Here is a 16,051-nt window from a genome sequence, read left to right on the forward strand (position 1 = left end):
CGCGGATCGGGCTTAGCCGCCGATCGTCTCCACCGTCAGATTGCCATTGGTGTAGACGCAGATATCAGCCGCGATCGCCATCGCACGGCGCGCGACCTGCTCGGCATCGAGATCGGTCTCCATCAGCCCGCGTGCCGCGGCCAGTGCATAGTTGCCGCCGGAGCCGATAGCCGCGATGTCATGCTCAGGCTCGAGCACATCGCCCGCGCCGGTCAGGACGAACAGATCCTTTCCATCGGTGACGATCAGCATCGCTTCGAGATTGCGCAGGTATTTGTCCATGCGCCAATCCTTCGCCAGCTCCACGCAGCCGCGGGCGAGCTGACCGGGCGCGGACTCCAGCTTTTTCTCCAGCCGTTCAAGCAGGGTGAAGGCATCCGCGGTCGAACCGGCGAAGCCCGCGACGATATCGTGCCCGCCGGGGCTAAGGCGGCGCACCTTGCGCGCGGTGCCCTTGATGACGGTCTGGCCAAGGCTGACTTGTCCGTCGCCCGCGACGACCACCTTGCCGCCTTTGCGAATGCCGACGATCGTGGTGCCATGCCAGCCCGGGAATTTCTCTTCGGCCATGTCGTTCCTCCGTTTGCGCAAAAGATATGTAACCCCGAAGCCGGGGCTGCAACCCCGCTTGCCCGTTCCCCGGCCCGACGCTAGCTTCACGCCATGAATGAACGGCATCTTTCGATCTATCTCGACGACTGGATCCTGGAAGATGTCCGGGCGGGTCGCCATAACTTTTTCAGACGGTTGATCGGGGCGGTGGAAGCCGCTGGCTGGAGCGTCTCGCTGCATGAAACCGGGCCCGAGGCGCGTCACGAGGCCCCCCACAAACCGGGCTATGCGCTTTACCGGATGGAGGCGCCAACGCATGCGCGCGCGTTGACCTGCCGGCGAAGCTATGTCGGGGCGTTCTGGCATGTCGAGAAAATGGCCGAACGGTGGGATTGGCCGGTGGCGCAGGCGACATTCGCGGCGAATTCGGTGGATGGAGAGGCCGCCGCGCAGTTCTTCTTCGCCATGCGAAAAAGGCTCTATCCCGGCGTAAAACCGAGCAACGACGACAATCTGGCCTTCATTCCGCTTCAAGGACGGCTGCTCGATCATCGCTCGTTCCAGGCTGTGAGCCCGGTGCAGATGATCGAGGAGGTGATCGCCCGTCACGACGGGCCGGTTGTGGCGACACTGCACCCGCGCGAGCACTATGACGGTGCCGAAATCAATGCGCTTGAAGCGCTCAATGCGCGCTTTCCGAGGTTCCGGTTCCAAAGCGGCGGATCGCACGAGCTGCTACCGCGGTGCAAGTTCGTGGCCACGCAGAACAGCGCGCTGGCGCTGGAGGGGTTCTTCCTGCGCAAACCGGCGGTCCTGTTTGGCCTGTCGGATTTCCATCACATCGCTGGATCGGTGCCGCGCGACGGGATCGAGGCCGCCTTCGGGAAACTACGCCAGACGCCGCCGGTCGCACGCTATCTCTACTGGTTCTTGCAGCTCAACGCGCTGAACGCGGGCCGTCCGGAGTTCGAGGATCGCCTGCGCGCACAGCTGTGGGCCTGCGGTTGGCCGATCTAAACTGTGGATCCAAACCGCTTCGCGCCTCTGCCCGACAAAAGCGCATTCAGCCCAATGAAAAAGGGCGCCAACCGGGCGCCCTCTTCCTCAAATCGGTCAGATCCGATCAGATCGATTCGGTGATCCAGCTTTGCAGCGCGGCTTTCGGTGCGGCGCCGATCTTGTTCGAGACAACCTCGCCATCCTTGAACAGGAACAGCGCCGGGATGCCGCGAACGCCGAGAACGGCCGGGCTGTCCGGGTTTTCGTCCACGTTCACCTTCACGACCTTGACCTTGCCGGCCATCTCTTCCGAGATTTCCTCCAGCGACGGGCCGATCATGCGGCAGGGGCCACACCATTCGGCCCAGAAATCCACCACGACGGGGATATCGGATTTGCGCACTTCCTCGTCGAAAGTGGCGTCGGTAACAGCAACGGTAGCCATATCAGCCTCCTGAGAATTCGGTTGCAGCGAAGGTATGTCCCGGCCCGCATCACGTCAAGATACGGGGGGTGTTCGCAATGACGCATCAAGCTGTGCATCAGAGAGCGGCATGATCGCGCCGCTCCGCGTCCAGAGGATCGAACAGCGGATCGGCTGGCCGGGATGAATTTGGCGCAGCGCGGCTCGATAGGCGGCCATCTGCTTCACGATCCCTTCGGGGACATCCTCGGGACGGTCCGGAACCACGCGGTTCGACTTGTAATCGAGCAGCTCGATACCCTCCGGACCGACCCGCATCCGGTCGATGAACCCGTGAATACGTGCGCCGAGCTCGGCGATTTCAGCGGTGATCTCGACTTCGGCCAACGTGTCCGGGCCCAGCCAATCCGCCATGCCCGGCGCATCGAGTACCGTCTGCGCCTCGGTCAAAACAGGCTCTATTTCGGCAGGAAGCAGCGCATCTTCGCCTTGCGAGAGCAGAATCCGAGCGATCTCGGGCCAATCGGCGCGGGGCCGAAGCGGGAGATGTTCGAGAAGACGGTGGAGATTTCGACCATGCCGTTTTGCGGCCTCCTCATCGCCTGCACCACCCTCTCCGAAAAGCGCCTTCTCGCCCCCCAGATCAGAGGGCGAAAGCAGTTTCGGGGTTGGCGCGACATCCGGCGCGGGGGTCAATGCCCAAACGGGAAGCTCCGGCGGTGTGACTTGGTCCATCGAAGCCGGGGCAATGGCCGTCGCGGGCCAGTCACCATTGCAATGACGCAGGATCTCGCCATGCGCACGCAACTCCTCGGAAAGAGCTGAGACACTTTCTGTACCGGCATGATCGAGCCCCGATTGCATCCGCGCATACCAGCTCTCGTCGCCCTGACCGACATCGCCAGCCCCGGCTACGATCAGCCATTTCTCGGCCCGCGTCATCGCGACATAGAGAAGACGCAGCGCCTCTTCCTCGCGGGCCCGTTTCTCGGCCTCCGCGGCTACGTCCTGTGCGGCGGGCGCCTGCGCCGTCGGTTGTCGCCAGGCGGCCGGACCCTCGGGCAAACGCAGAAGTTTGGGCGGATTAGGCTCTCTTTTCTTCGCCGTGTCGGGCAGGATCACGATCGGCGCCTCGAGGCCTTTCGAGCCATGCACCGTCATCACCCGGATCGCGCGTCCCGCCCCTTCGAGTTGACGCTTGACCTCGACATCATCCGCCTCGAGCCAGCCTAGGAACCCGGTCAGGCTCGGCACCTCGTTGCGCTCGAAAGCCAAGGCCTGCGAAATCAATTCGTCGATCCCGTCCTCGGCCTCCGGCCCGAGCCGCGCCAGCAACCTCTCGCGACCGCCATGCCGGGTCAGAAGTCGCTCGATCAGCTCGAAAGGCCGCAGGAAATCGGCCTGATCGCGCAGATCCTGTAGAATTGCGAGCGTATCGGGCCGGCTGGTATCGTGACGCAGTGCCTCCCAGAGGAAGCCCTTGCGCGGTTTGGCGAGCGCGTAAAGCTCTGCCTCGGACCAGTTCAGGAGTGGCGAACGCAGCGCTTCGGCGAGCGACAGATCGTCCTCGGGCGTCGCCAGGAATGCGAGAATCGACCGGATGTCGCGCACGGCCAGTTCCGCGCCGAGCTTGAGCCGGTCCGCGCCCGCAACTGAAAGCCCGATGGCTTTGCAAGCGCGGATCACCTCGGTGAAAAGCTCCGAACGGCGGCGCACGAGGATCAGGAAGTCGCCCTCATGGACCGGGCGCGCACCGCCCTCCGCCTCGTGATCGGGAATCTGGACGCCCGAGGCGATCATTTCGCGGATCTCGCTGGCGATCGCGCGCGAGAGGACCGAGACATCCGAGGCGCTGCTTGGCAGGTCTACCGGATCGGACCAGTCGCCCTCCTCGATGGCTTCCTCCTGCGAGATCACCGGCCAAAGATCGACGCGACCGGGAAGCGTCTCGCGGAAAGCGATATGCGAGGGCGCACCGCCCAGCCCAGCCTCTGCTCCACGCGCGAAGCTTTCGTCGACGACGCGCAGCACGGAGGCTGCCGAGCGGAAGGAATGTTCAAGCTCCAGCGTCACGAGCGCCTGCCCGATGCCGCGGAACTTTTCGGTGAAATGGGCCCGCATAGTCTCGAATTGAGCCAGATCGGCGCCCTGGAAGGAGTAGATCGACTGCTTGCGGTCGCCCACGACAAAGAGCGTGCGCTGCTTCTCGCGCGCACCTTCGCCTGCGGTGAATTCCTCCGCGATCCGCTCGATCACGCGCCATTGGCGGGGGCTCGTATCCTGAGCCTCGTCGACCAGAATGTGGTCGATCCCGCCATCGAGCCTGAACAGTACCCATTGCGCGACCGACGGATCTTCGAGCAGCGCTGCCGCGCGGTCGATCAGGTCGTCGAAATCGAGCCAGCCGCGAGCGGCCTTGAAGGCGTCAATCCGCGGAAGGAAGGCTTGGGCAAACCGATGCAGGATCAGGCTTTGCTGAGCTGCGACAAGGGCGAGACGCCTCGGTCGGGCCTCGGCGATTCGCTCCGACAGGTCGGCCAGACCCTCGAATGCGCCCGCGCCGAGCGTCTTTGCGAGACCCTTCGTCACGACCTTCTCGCCCTTGGCCTGATAAGGTGGCCCCTCCTTGGGATTCTTGACGCAAAGCACCTCTTCAAGCGCCTGCATCGCGCCGAGATCGAGATCCGTAATCGCCGCCAGCGCCCGGCCAAGTTTCTGGTCATTCGCGCCACTCGCGAGGCATTGGGGCGTGACCTCGCGCATCAGCGCCAGATCGCCTGCGCGGAAGGTCTGGGCCAACAGTCGCGCGCTGTCGAAACCGGCTGGCAGCCCATAGGCCGCCTGTAGTGTTTCGAGGTCGATCTCCTTCGGAAAACCGACACTGTTATGGCTTATTTGACCTACGAGCGCGGCCAAATCCTCGCCCGAAAAGATCGACAAAAGCGCGTCGAGGCGGTCACGATCAGGCCCGCTGGCCATCTCTTCCAACACATCCTCGCGCATCAATTGTCCGGCGCGGTCGTCCATCTCGGAGAAGCCATGCGGCACCTTCGCCTCGAGTGGGAACCGACGCAGCAAGGCCGCGCAAAAGGCATGGATCGTCTGGATTTTCAGCCCGCCCGGTGTCTCGATCGCCTGGGCAAAAAGGCGCCGCGCAGTGGCAAGCTCATCTGCGCCCAGCGGTCCTTCGGCCCCGAGATCGCGAAGCGCCGACCGCAGCTCGACCTCCTCCATCATCGCCCACTTGCCCAGAAGCCCGAGCAGGCGGTTCTGCATCTCGGCCGCCGCGGCCTTGGTGTAGGTGAGGCAAAGGATCCGGTGCGGCTCTGTCCCCGAAAGCAGCATCCGCGCCACCCGGTCCGTCAGAACCTTGGTCTTTCCCGAACCCGCATTCGCCGCAAGCCAGACCGAATGACTGGGCACCGAGGCCTGCTGCTGCCGTTCGCTTGCCGACTGGGTCACGCCGAACCCTCCTTGGGCGGAGTGTCGGTGATGTCCCATTCGCCAAACCGCGATAGCTGGTCATAATCGGACACATCGCGCGCTTTCTGCATCGCCCGGCGCGCGGTGAAACCTTGCGAGGGGCGCAGATAGCGCGCGATCAGCTCTTCGAGTTTCGCCCAGCTATCCTCGGGCGTCTCTTCGCGGTCCTTGACCTTGATCGTCTGGCCCATCGTCCGCGTTTCGCCATCCCCGCCGAGCCGGATATAGGTCATCGCCGAAACGTCACGCGGCCCGATCTGCTCGAACGCGCCACGGCTCACCATCGCCGCCTCGAGCAGCATCTGCTTGTTGAAGGCCAGAACCTCTGCGTCTCCCGGTGGCTCGCCCGTCTTGTAGTCAAATATCTCGGCACTGCCATCTTCGAGAATGTCGATCCGGTCGGGTTTCGCAGAAAGTGTGAAATTCACTTTTTGCAGTGGAATAGAGCCTTTTTTCTCGATCACGGCCGGGGTTCCTTTGACTCGTCGGCCCTCCTCGTCGCGGCAGAATTTCTCGGCAATGCCATGGATGCGTGCGAACCAGATGCGTTGCGTGCTGGGCCAGGGAATTTTGGCTTCGAGAACCTCCTGCGTGATTGCGAGAAGGCGCGTACGAGCGGCGTCGAGTGTCTCGCCCTCGACATGGGTTTTCACGAAGGTTTCGACGATCTCATGCAGCACCTGACCACGCAGGAGCGGATCGGGCTCGGGGCGCAACGGATCGAGCGGACGAAGACGCAGGATTCGGCGCGCATAGATCGCATAGGGGTCGCGGATCAGGGTCTGAATCGCGGTTACGGGAAGCTCGCGTGGGCGATCCTCGACCGGGGGCTTCGGCGAGGGGCGCGGCGCAGGCGTAAGCGTGATCTTCGGCCGCTCCAGCTCCTGCGCGAGATCGATCCAGCGCTGCCCGCGCGCTTCCATCGCCTTGAGCGCGGCCGCCCCGTTCTGCTCGGGCAGCCCTTTGATCAAGTTCAAAAGACGATTGAGCCAGCGCGAGGGAATCGTCTGTGCCTCGGCATCACGCCCGGCGCGGCTGAGGATGACCTGCGGCGCAGCTACGGCCTGCTGGAAGTCATGTGCGGAAAGGCCAATCTGCCTTTCAGGCAATAACAGACCCGATTCCAACCGCATCTGGCGGCTGAGCCACGGGTCGGGCGCTGGCGCCTCGGGCCAGCTTCCCTCGTTCAGACCGCCACAGATCACAAGCTCCGCACCTTGCGCGCGCGCCTCCAGCGTTCCCCAGATCGCGATCAGCGGATGGGCCGTCAGCGTCTGGCGGACCATCCCGCCTTGCAGATGCCGATTGATCAGATCGGCATAATCGGCGGCGCTGACATCCCCGGCATGTTCGGCCTGCTCGCGCAGATCGCTCATCAGGCGGAGCGCCTCGCGCCCACCCGCTTCGCGCCAGAGCTCGCTTGCAGCCGGATCGCCACCTGGGCCCGCGGCGATCGCTTCGCAAAGTGCAAGATGCGCCTCGACTCGAGTGGGGAGGTGATCGGGCAACGGGGCCACGATCTGCGACAGGATCCCGGCGAGCCATTCCGCCCAGATTCCGCGCTCCTCCGGGGATTTCGCAGCCCAATCGGCAAGCGCATCCGCGTCCGGGAAGGCCGGCCCGTTCCGGCGCAGATAAAGCTCCAGTTCGCGCGTGTTGCGCAGGTGACGGCCGCGCGCCTCACCCCCCGCCCCGGTTGCGCTGAGCGGATGCTTGAGCAGTATCATCAGCTCGGCAATCGGCAATTGCTGCCCGCCGATCTGAGCGACATGACGCAGCAGCCGCCCCGGCGCGGTCTGCTGGAGCGGCTGGCCCGCGCTGTCATCGGGCACAATCCCCCAACGGTCGAGCGCCGCCGCGACGCGCCGCGCAAGAAGCCGGTCGGGGGTGATCAGCGCCGCCTGTACCTGCCGTTCCGTCGCCTCGCGCAGGGCCAACGCAATCGCCAGCGCCTCCTCGCGCGGGTCACGGGCCGTAATCAGCGAGAGCCCAGTACAAGCCGTTTCGAGATCACCAAGCGAACCGCCCTCTTCGCGCCACTGATCGGTCACCGGCGCAGGCCGCAAAGCAAGCGAGACCAACCGGTTGCGCGCAGGATCGGGGGCCGCAATCGCGCGCCAATCCTGAACCGATGTAGGCGTGAGATCCAGGCCGCGCAGCAGTGCGAGAAAGCGATATTGGGGGTGATCTTCGATAGGAAACAGGCTGGAATCGAGACTATTCCATGCTTTATCCGTCATATCCCGGTCGAACCCTGGCAGGACGACCAGCCCTTCGGGCAGATGGGCCACCAGCCGCATGAACAGCGCCGTCGCGCCACGCGACCCCGTCGAGCCGGCAACGATCACCGGATCCGCGGACGGAGCGTCGCGCCAGGTCTGGGCCAGCGTCTCGACCACCAGCCTCTGACGCGCTTCGGCATCGAGCTCGCCATCAGTTTCGAAATAGCGCGCGATGATGCGAATGAAGGCGAGGCTCTGTTGCCAATGGCGCGCATGGGTCTCGGCGATATCGAGCCGGTCGAGCCTTTCGGGATGCACGCCCTCGCTCTGCATCTCGGCCATGAGGCTCGCGAGGCTTTCTGCCAGCGCGAAATGGCTAGATCCTGCCTCGAATTCCGGCAGACGGCGGGTCAGCTCCTCGACGAGGCGGGTCAATTCGAGTTTGCGGCGCAGGCTCGGGACCGGCATCGGCAGGCCCGCGAGCGGATCGGCGCCAAGATCGCTGATCAGCAAGAGCTGCGGCAGATACCGTGCACCACTCTCAAGGAAGTACTCGCGGACGCGCCGCCGCATCCGGCCGGAGTTGAGATAAAGCCGCACCCGCGCCATCGCTTCGGGCGGGCGGTCCGCGAACCGCTCAATCAGACCCGCGACCAGCTCGCGCGGGAAATCCACCCCGGGCGGCAGGGCGAAAATATGCGCGCCGGGGTCAACCACCATTGAGCATCCCCTCGGCCAGCGGGATCGACTCCGGGCGACCCACATCGCACCAGCCGCCCTCATGCACGATCCCGTAAAGCCGGCCCTCTGCGATCATCTGGTTCCAGAGCAGGTTGAGCGAGAATTTTTCCTCGGAAATCGTCTCTATTCCAGCAGGATTGATGATTTGCGCGCCTGTATAGACATAGCCCGGACCACGCGTCAGTCGCCCCTCTTCGTCGCAGGTAAAGTCCCCCGCGCCGGTATGACCCAATGCCCGGTCGGGTGGCACAAGCATCAGGAGCGCGCTCATCCGATCAGGATCCCAGGCGGCACGCAGCCGCGCAATCGCGTTCGGACCAGTCCAGATCGCATCGGTATTGAGCGTGAGAACCGGTCCCTCTCCCAGAAGCGGCAGCGCCTTGCGCAATCCGCCGCCGGTCTCAAGGATCTCGTCGCTTTCGTCCGAAATCACCACTCCGCGCCCAGCCAGATGCGCGACCATCTGATCAGCGAAATAATGGACATTCGCCACGATGCGGCGCGCACCGCCCGCCTGCGCCTGATCAAGCGCATGATCGATCAGCGGCTTTCCCGCCACTTCGACGAGCGGCTTGGGGCGGTCATTGGTCAGGGGGCGCATCCGCGTGCCCAGGCCCGCCGCGAAGACCATCATGGCGTCAGGGGCTGGGGGCATCGGCTTGCAGCTCCTTGATCAGATCCGGCGTGGGGCGCGGATAGGCCGCGCGCAGGAGCGCGGCAATATGGCCCAGAGTGGGATGGGAAAGGTTGCGCTCTATATAGGCCCAGACGCGCGGCATGAAGGCAAGGTAATGGGGCTTGCCATCGACCCGGCAGAGCTTGGCGAAGATGCCGAGGATGCGCAACGCGCGCTGGGTACCGAGAAGGGCGTAGATCGCAGTGAAGCGATCGAGGTCGAGCCCCGTCGCAGCGGCGTAATGCGCAATCTCGGCGCGTTCGACCGACGGAGAGACGTCGCGACGCGCATCCTGAAGGGCCGAAACGAGATCATAAGCCGGATGCGCCTGCACCGCGTCCTGAAAGTCGAGCAGCCCCAGCCGGGCAAGGCCTGGCCGGTCAAGAAGGATGATATTCTCGGCATGGAAATCGCGTAGGCACATCACGAACGGTTCTTGCGAGAGCGTCTCGAATGTCTCAGCGATGGCGGATTTCAACTGCGCGGCAGCGGTCTGATCCGTGCAGGGGTAATGAGCGGGCACGAGATCGAGAAGGGATGCGAGACCCGCCCCGTCAAGCCGTGCGAGATCCTCGGGCGGCGCGTGGCGATGCAGCGCGAGAAGCATCTCGGTGATCTCACGATACAGCGCGGGTTCTTCCTCAGGATGATCGGCCAAACGCCGCGCCATCAGGGCATCGCCGAAATCCTCAAGAAGCAGCAGCCCGTCCTCATCCGAGCGCGCCAGCGGTTGCGGCGTCGAAAACCCGGCCTCGGACAGCCACGCCCCGATCCGCAGGAAGCGCGCGATTTCGGGCCCGGGCGGAGCCTTCATCAGCACAGCGGTCTCCCCCGCGCGGGTCAGGCGTTCGTAACTGCGCGCCGAAGCATCGCCTGCGAGCGGCGCCCGGAGGGCATCTGACCATCCGGCGCGGGCGAGAAAGGCTGGAATAGAGCCTTTTTCAGTCATCCCACGCCTCCAGAACGGCGCTGACCAAGGGCGTTTGCGCGCTGAAACAGACCCGCCGGGCGGCCCCGTCGTCTGTTTGTTCAAAACGCAGATGCAAAGCGCCCTCGGGACTGGTGGAGCCCAAGCGGTCGGGCCATTCGATCAGGCAGATCGCGGACTCGAAAGCGGTGTCGAGGCCGAGCTCGTAAACCTCGTCGGGATGGCTCAGGCGATAGAGATCGGCATGCCAGATTTCGCAATCGGCCTCATAGGTCTGGACGAGGGTGAAGGTCGGCGAGGGCACGTCCTCCGCGCGGCCCAGCCGTGCCTGGATCAACGACCGCGCGAAATGAGTTTTTCCTGCGCCGATTGGCCCTTCGAGCAACAAGACATCGCCGGAATGCGCAAAATGCGCGAAAAGCGCCCCGAGGCGGGTCGTGGCATCCGGATCGGGAAGGTCAAGGCAAGGCGTCGAGGGCATGGCGCAAGTTTTAACCTGCCCCACGTCCGCTGCAAGCGGTTAACCCTGCCCGAGAACCGCCATCGCTTTGTGCTCGGCCATCGCGGTCTCGCGAGGTACGGGTTCGGAAAAACGAACCATCACGGCTCCGCTTGGCAGGCTTTGCAACGCGCAGCTGACGCGAAGCCCGTTCGTCAGGGCAATCATCTCAGAAAACGCTTCGGGCCGACCAAATTCGCGCGCCACCGCGCGCAGACGCGACCAGAGCGCGGTCGGTTCGGCCAGCGCCTCCCATTGGGCGATCGCATCCGACAGGGTGATCCGACCAAGTGTGGTTTCCGGCTCCAGCCCCCAGAGATGTGCATAGGCGGTATTGGAAAGTGCGAGCTCCCCCGACGGGTGGAAAACGACGACGGCATCGGGCAGCGCATCGAGCACATCCTGCCCCATCTCGATCTCGCCCCGAAAACGTCGGGTCAGCGAAACTTCGGCCGAGATATCCTCGAAGAGAAACGCCACAGCGCCGTCGGCATGCGGGCGACCGGTGACACGGTAGGTCTGGCCGTTGGGCAAGTTCCAGGTCTCGGAATGGAAGCCCGAGGCGGCGGCCTGCTCAAGCTCGGTCATCTGGATGCGCCAGCTACGGTAATCCTTCGGCTCGGGCATCATCCGGGTCTCGCGCAACCGGTCGAGAAAGGCATAGAGCGTCGGACGGCCTGTGAGGAAGTCCGGGCCGAGTTGCAGCAGATCGATCAACGCGGGATTGAACAGCTGAAGCTGGCGGTTACGGTCGAAAATCGCGAGCCCCGTGGTGAGATCGGCAAAGATCTTGGTGAGGGTTTGCACGAACTCACGCAACTGCGCTTCGGCGCGCACGGTCGCGTCGGCGGGCAGGGCAAAATGGATCGCGCCACCGGTCAGGGTGAAAGACTGGCAGTCATACCAGCGCGTACCCTCCTCTTTCTCCATCAGTTTCACGCGGACATGACCGGCCTCTTCATGCCCCTGCGCAGGCAGGTCGAAGAGGACCGGCAGAGGCCATGTGAACCCTTCGCCATCCTCCTCGAACGCGTCCGCACGCAGCAGATAGGCGCGATTGGCCCAGGTTACGGCACCTGTCGCATCACTGCGCCAGATCATCACCGGCGAGCGATCAAGCGTGGAGCGCATCATTTCCAGCTCGTCTTCAAGTGCACGTTGCGACAGGGAATCGACCCGAATTCCGCGCCCTTCCGCGCCCGGATCGATCAGGGTTATCCGGGCGAGGCCGCCGACATCTTCCGCGATCAGCCGCATGCGCTCGGAACCCGGTGTTTCCGAGCGTTCCGTCATTTCGACCTGCCCATGTTCGGCGAGACCCGCGATGCGGGTGTGAAAATCGGAAAACCGCGGCGCGATGAAGGCCGAGAGCCGCGCCCAGTCGCTGATCCCGATGGGCGTCGCCTCAAGCAGACGCCGCGCCGAAGGGGTCGCATCAACCAGCTCCTCATTGTCGAAGAGGAAAACCGTCTCCTCCAGCCCGTCGGAACTGGCGGGCTCCAGGCCTTGAGCGCGTTTGCGGCCGATCATCAGCCAGACGATCAGGAGCGCGATGACCGTCGCCCCGACCGAGGTCAGGGCAATCAATGCGGCTTCGAACCATGCGCTGTTCATCATCGGGCGCCTCCAAGCTATCCGGCTCGGAGCATGCCGCTCAAATAGTTAATTCCGCGTTAAGTCTTATTTTGCGTCTAAATCCGCGGGCGGATCAGAGCTCGATCGGCTGATTGAACCCCAGCGCCCCTTCCTGCTGCGCAAGGATGCGCTGGGCGGGCCAGACCACCTCGACCACCGCACCCGAGCGGGTCGGATTATCGGAGGCCGAGGCATAGGGCGCATCTCCATTCGCAAAGCTCAGCCGTCCACCGGTACGCTCGATCAGCGTCTTGGCGATGAACACGCCGAGGCCCATCCCCTCGTAATCCTTGCGCTCAGACGCGTTCGAGCGCGGCTGCAAGAACGGGTCGCCAATGCGGTTGAGCACATTCGTCGGAAAGCCCTTGCCGTCATCGATGACCCGCACGGTGATGCGTTCGGAATCCCATTCGGCCTCGATCCAGACGGTGGAGCGCGCGAAATCCACAGCATTCTGAATGAAGTTGCGCAGGGCATGGATCAGCTCGGGATAGCGATAGATCGTCGGCTGGCGATCAGAGCCCCCCTCGGCCGGGTGAGCATCGAAGATGATGTCGATGCCACGCTCGAGATGCGGGTCGGCCGCCTCGCGCAATACCGCCAGAAGGGGTGCGGTGCGCATGTGCAGATCATCTTTCCCGACACGCCCCATCGAATGCAGGATATCACGGCACCGATCCGCCTGCTCGCGGATCAGTAGCGCATCGTCGCGTAGCTCGGGCTTGTCGTCGAGCTCGTCGGCCAGCTCGGAACTCACCAGCTTGATCGTTGCAAGCGGTGTCCCCAGCTCATGCGCGGCCGCGGCGACGACGCCACCGAGATCGGTCAGCTTCTGCTCACGTGCGAGGGCAAGCTGGGTCGCACGCAGCGCATCTCCCATCGAGCGTACCTCCGTCGAGACCTTGTGCGCATAGGCCCCGAGGAACGCCACGCCAATGATGATCGCGAGCCAATAGCCGAATTCGAACACCTGAGGCACCGCGATCACCTCGCCGGTCTTGCTGACCAAAGGCAGGTAGATGACGGCCACGATTGAGATCATGACCATCGTCGAAAGACCCAGGAAGATCGTCGCGGAACGTTCGAGCGCGGTTGCGGCGATCGTTACAGGCACAAGGATCAGAAGGGCGAAGGGGTTGTTCATCCCGCCGGTGATCGACAAGAGCAGCGCCAGCTGCGCCATATCGAAAAGCAGCGTCGCAGCGGCTTCGGTCTGAGTCAGACGCTTGGTATCGGGAAACAGGAAGATCGCCACGAGGTTTGCCGCCACCGCCGCGCCGACCGTTGCAAGACAAAGTGGAAGATCCAGCCCGATATCATAGACATAATAGGTGACGAGGATCGCACCGAGCTGTCCAAGGATCGCCGTCCAGCGCAAAATGATGAGCGTGCGAAGCCGCACCCAGTCGTGATGCGTCTCGGCCGGGCCGGGCTGGGCCTCCAGGCGTTGGGCCATGTTTCCTCCGCGTCGAAACCGCGCAACGCGAAAGAAACGCTGCACGAAAACATTGATAATCGGCCCTCTTCGCGCGATCAATGCACCGCGGACACGAGGGAGACGAGCAAATGAACACTGTCGCGAAATATTCGGCCATTGGCGCCGCGATTGCCGTGGTGGCCGGGCTGGGGATTACCTGGTTTGCCAGCACCCGCGTCGCGAATGACGATATCTTCGCGCAATGCCGCTCGAGCGTGGTCGCAGGCGGCACGGGTCAGATCGGCGGGCCCTTCACCCTCACGGACGAGAACGGCAAGACGGTGACCGACAAGGATGTGATCACCGAGCCGAGCATAATCTATTTCGGCTATACCTATTGCCCCGATGTCTGCCCCCTCGACAGCGCGCGCAATGCCGAAGCAGTCGCCATTCTGGAAGGCCGCGGCTATTCGGTCACGCCGATCTTCATTTCAGTCGACACGGCGCGCGACACGCCCGAGACGCTGCGCGCCTTTACCGAACTTATGAGCCCGAAGATGATCGGCCTCACCGGCACGCCCGAGCAGATCCGACAGGCCTCTCAGGAATATCGTACCTATTTCAAGGTTCAGGATCCGGGCGACCCCTATACGCTGATCGACCATTCGACGCAGAGCTATCTCGTATTCCCGAAAATCGGCTTCGTCGAATATTTCAATCGCGACACCACGCCCGAGCAGATGGCTGACAAGGTGGGCTGCTTCGTCGATGCGTGGAAGAAAGCCGGAGAGACCGCCGAAAGCGGAAATTGACCCCGAAGGGTCAAGAGCTTAAAACCGGATCAGCAAAACAGGACGGGGGCTCTCATGGCCGAGGATAAAAGCGCGGATATCGGACCGGACAAGTCGCTTCTCATCGTGGATGATGACGTGCCGTTCCTGACGCGGCTTGCCCGCGCGATGGAAAAACGCGGCTTCGAGACGCAGACTGCCGAAACCGTCGCCGCCGGACGCGCGATCGTTCAGTCCAATCCGCCCGCCTACGCGGTGATCGACCTGCGTCTCGAGGATGGCAACGGGCTCGATGTGGTCGAGGCGCTGCGTGAAAAGCGCGCCGACGCGCGGATCGTGGTGCTGACTGGCTATGGGGCGATTGCCACCGCCGTCGCCGCGGTGAAGATGGGCGCAACCGATTACATCGCCAAACCCGCCGATGCGACCGACGTGACCAACGCGCTTCTGGCCAAGGGCGAAACCGCCCCGCCGCCGCCGGAAAACCCGATGAGCGCCGATCGCGTTCGCTGGGAACATATCCAACGCGTTTACGAATTGTGCGACCGGAATGTCTCGGAAACCGCGCGTCGTCTGAATATGCATCGCCGCACGCTTCAGCGTATTCTGGCGAAACGCAGCCCGCGTTAATTAAAAAAAAACCACTTGAAATTAAAGTTGGTATGTTATGAATGCTCCGGAAAAATTCCGGAGCATTTCTCATGAATCTCGAAACTATGAGCCTCGACGAACTGAAAACCCTGCGCAAACAGGTCGACAAGGCCATTGCCGGTTATGAAGACCGCAAGAAAAAAGAAGCGCTGGAACAGCTGGAAAAAGCAGCCCGCGATATGGGGTTCTCGCTGGCGGAACTGACCGGTGGCTCGTCGAAACCGCGCCGGACAGTTGCTCCGAAATACGCAAATCCCGACGATGCCAGCCAGACCTGGACCGGCCGTGGCCGCAAGCCGCGCTGGGTTGAAGCAGCGCTCGCAGCGGGTAAATCTCTGGACGATCTCGCGATTTAAAATTCGCGCCAGAATTGAAAATGCCCGCAATCCGCGGGCATTTTTATTTTTCAGATTTCCGCCAATAGCGCTTCGTGCCGCGCCGTATAATCCTTTCGGACTTCCGAAGGCGGGCGCAAATGAATTTTGAATCGCTCGGTAAATTCAGGGGCGATCTTGCCGAAAATCTTGTCGGCCTCCTGAGTCGAGAATCCCGCGATCTGTTCAGCCTCGAGCCGCGCGGAAACGATATCGGCCTTCTTGATCGCCCGCTTGATTTTCACTGGCAAAGCAGCAGGCAGGCCGAAGCGGATATGCACCGCCGCATCGAGCTTGGCGTCGAGTACACCATAGCCCTCGCCGATCGCGGCCTTTACCGGGCTGATCATGTCGCCCAGCACATATTCGGGCGCATCATGCAGCAGCGCCGCAAGTTTCCAGCGCGGGTCGATCTTCGGGTTCTGATAGGTGAAGATCTGTTCAACCAGAAGCGAATGCTCGGCCACCGAATAAGGCCAATCCCCGAAAGTCTGCCCGTTCCAGCGCGCCACGAAGGCCAGGCCGTGCGCGATATCCTCGATCTCGATATCGACAGGCGTCGGATCCAGAAGATCGAGCCTGCGCCCCGAAAGCATGCGTTGCCAGGCACGTTTCATGAGAGCCTCTCTGAATGGGTATGACGGCGCATTGGCCGGGTT

Annotated in this window: 14 protein-coding genes; 4 read left to right on the forward strand and 10 right to left on the reverse strand. The window is 63.1% G+C overall.

Features of this window, described 5'->3' with window-relative positions; all coding sequences use genetic code 11:
- Positions 1–12 precede the first annotated feature (12 nt).
- Positions 13–570: an ATP-dependent protease subunit HslV gene (hslV, locus tag TP2_RS07405; RefSeq protein WP_038075438.1), complete on the reverse strand. Its 558-nt coding sequence runs from the start codon at positions 568–570 to the stop codon at positions 13–15.
- 93 nt (positions 571–663) lie between these two features.
- Between hslV and TP2_RS07410 the strand changes: the two genes are divergently transcribed.
- Positions 664–1,569, forward strand: a complete 906-nt coding sequence (locus TP2_RS07410) for a hypothetical protein (RefSeq protein WP_038075441.1) — start codon at positions 664–666, stop codon at positions 1,567–1,569.
- A gap of 106 nt (positions 1,570–1,675) precedes the next feature.
- On the opposite strand, the gene trxA is transcribed toward TP2_RS07410, so the two are convergent.
- The 8 genes from trxA to regB all read right to left on the reverse strand — a co-directional run bounded on the left by trxA (position 1,676) and on the right by regB (position 13,615).
- The gene (gene trxA, locus TP2_RS07415; protein ID WP_038075443.1) at positions 1,676–1,996 is read right to left on the reverse strand and encodes a thioredoxin; all 321 of its coding nucleotides are present in this window, start codon (positions 1,994–1,996) and stop codon (positions 1,676–1,678) included.
- A gap of 54 nt (positions 1,997–2,050) precedes the next feature.
- A complete protein-coding gene (gene addA / locus TP2_RS07420) occupies positions 2,051–5,437 on the reverse strand; it encodes a double-strand break repair helicase AddA (protein ID WP_038075446.1) in 3,387 nt (1,128 codons plus the stop codon).
- Complete coding sequence (addB, locus tag TP2_RS07425; protein ID WP_038075448.1) at positions 5,434–8,400, reverse strand: double-strand break repair protein AddB; 2,967 nt, start codon at positions 8,398–8,400, stop codon at positions 5,434–5,436. The genes addA and addB overlap by 4 nt, the downstream gene beginning before the upstream one ends.
- On the reverse strand, positions 8,390–9,076 hold the full coding sequence (locus tag TP2_RS07430) for a nucleotidyltransferase family protein (protein WP_038075450.1): 687 nt from the start codon (positions 9,074–9,076) through the stop codon (positions 8,390–8,392). Before TP2_RS07430 ends, addB begins: the two co-directional genes overlap by 11 nt.
- Positions 9,060–10,046: an aminoglycoside phosphotransferase family protein gene (locus TP2_RS07435; protein WP_038075452.1), complete on the reverse strand. Its 987-nt coding sequence runs from the start codon at positions 10,044–10,046 to the stop codon at positions 9,060–9,062. Before TP2_RS07435 ends, TP2_RS07430 begins: the two co-directional genes overlap by 17 nt.
- A complete protein-coding gene (tsaE, locus tag TP2_RS07440) occupies positions 10,039–10,506 on the reverse strand; it encodes a tRNA (adenosine(37)-N6)-threonylcarbamoyltransferase complex ATPase subunit type 1 TsaE (protein WP_038075456.1) in 468 nt (155 codons plus the stop codon). The genes TP2_RS07435 and tsaE overlap by 8 nt, the downstream gene beginning before the upstream one ends.
- Positions 10,507–10,545: 39 nt before the next feature.
- Positions 10,546–12,141, reverse strand: a complete 1,596-nt coding sequence (locus TP2_RS07445) for a PAS-domain containing protein (protein ID WP_051692312.1) — start codon at positions 12,139–12,141, stop codon at positions 10,546–10,548.
- A 91-nt stretch (positions 12,142–12,232) separates the two neighbouring features.
- Complete coding sequence (gene regB / locus TP2_RS07450) at positions 12,233–13,615, reverse strand: sensor histidine kinase RegB (protein WP_051692314.1); 1,383 nt, start codon at positions 13,613–13,615, stop codon at positions 12,233–12,235.
- Between the two features lie 110 nt (positions 13,616–13,725).
- Between regB and TP2_RS07455 the strand changes: the two genes are divergently transcribed.
- From TP2_RS07455 to TP2_RS07465, 3 genes are all read left to right on the forward strand, one after another.
- On the forward strand, positions 13,726–14,388 hold the full coding sequence (locus TP2_RS07455; protein WP_038075459.1) for an SCO family protein: 663 nt from the start codon (positions 13,726–13,728) through the stop codon (positions 14,386–14,388).
- 54 nt (positions 14,389–14,442) lie between these two features.
- Positions 14,443–14,997 carry an ActR/PrrA/RegA family redox response regulator transcription factor gene (locus TP2_RS07460; RefSeq protein ID WP_038075463.1) on the forward strand — a complete coding sequence of 185 codons (555 nt, stop codon included), beginning with the start codon at positions 14,443–14,445 and terminating at the stop codon, positions 14,995–14,997.
- Between the two features lie 86 nt (positions 14,998–15,083).
- Complete coding sequence (locus TP2_RS07465; RefSeq protein WP_240473722.1) at positions 15,084–15,374, forward strand: H-NS histone family protein; 291 nt, start codon at positions 15,084–15,086, stop codon at positions 15,372–15,374.
- Between the two features lie 50 nt (positions 15,375–15,424).
- Here TP2_RS07465 and TP2_RS07470 read toward each other — a convergent pair whose 3' ends face one another.
- Positions 15,425–16,009, reverse strand: a complete 585-nt coding sequence (locus TP2_RS07470) for an HD domain-containing protein (RefSeq protein WP_038075468.1) — start codon at positions 16,007–16,009, stop codon at positions 15,425–15,427.
- Positions 16,010–16,051 lie beyond the last annotated feature (42 nt).

It is taken from the genome of Thioclava pacifica DSM 10166, from assembly GCF_000714535.1.
Classification (GTDB): Bacteria; Pseudomonadota; Alphaproteobacteria; order Rhodobacterales; family Rhodobacteraceae; genus Thioclava; species Thioclava pacifica.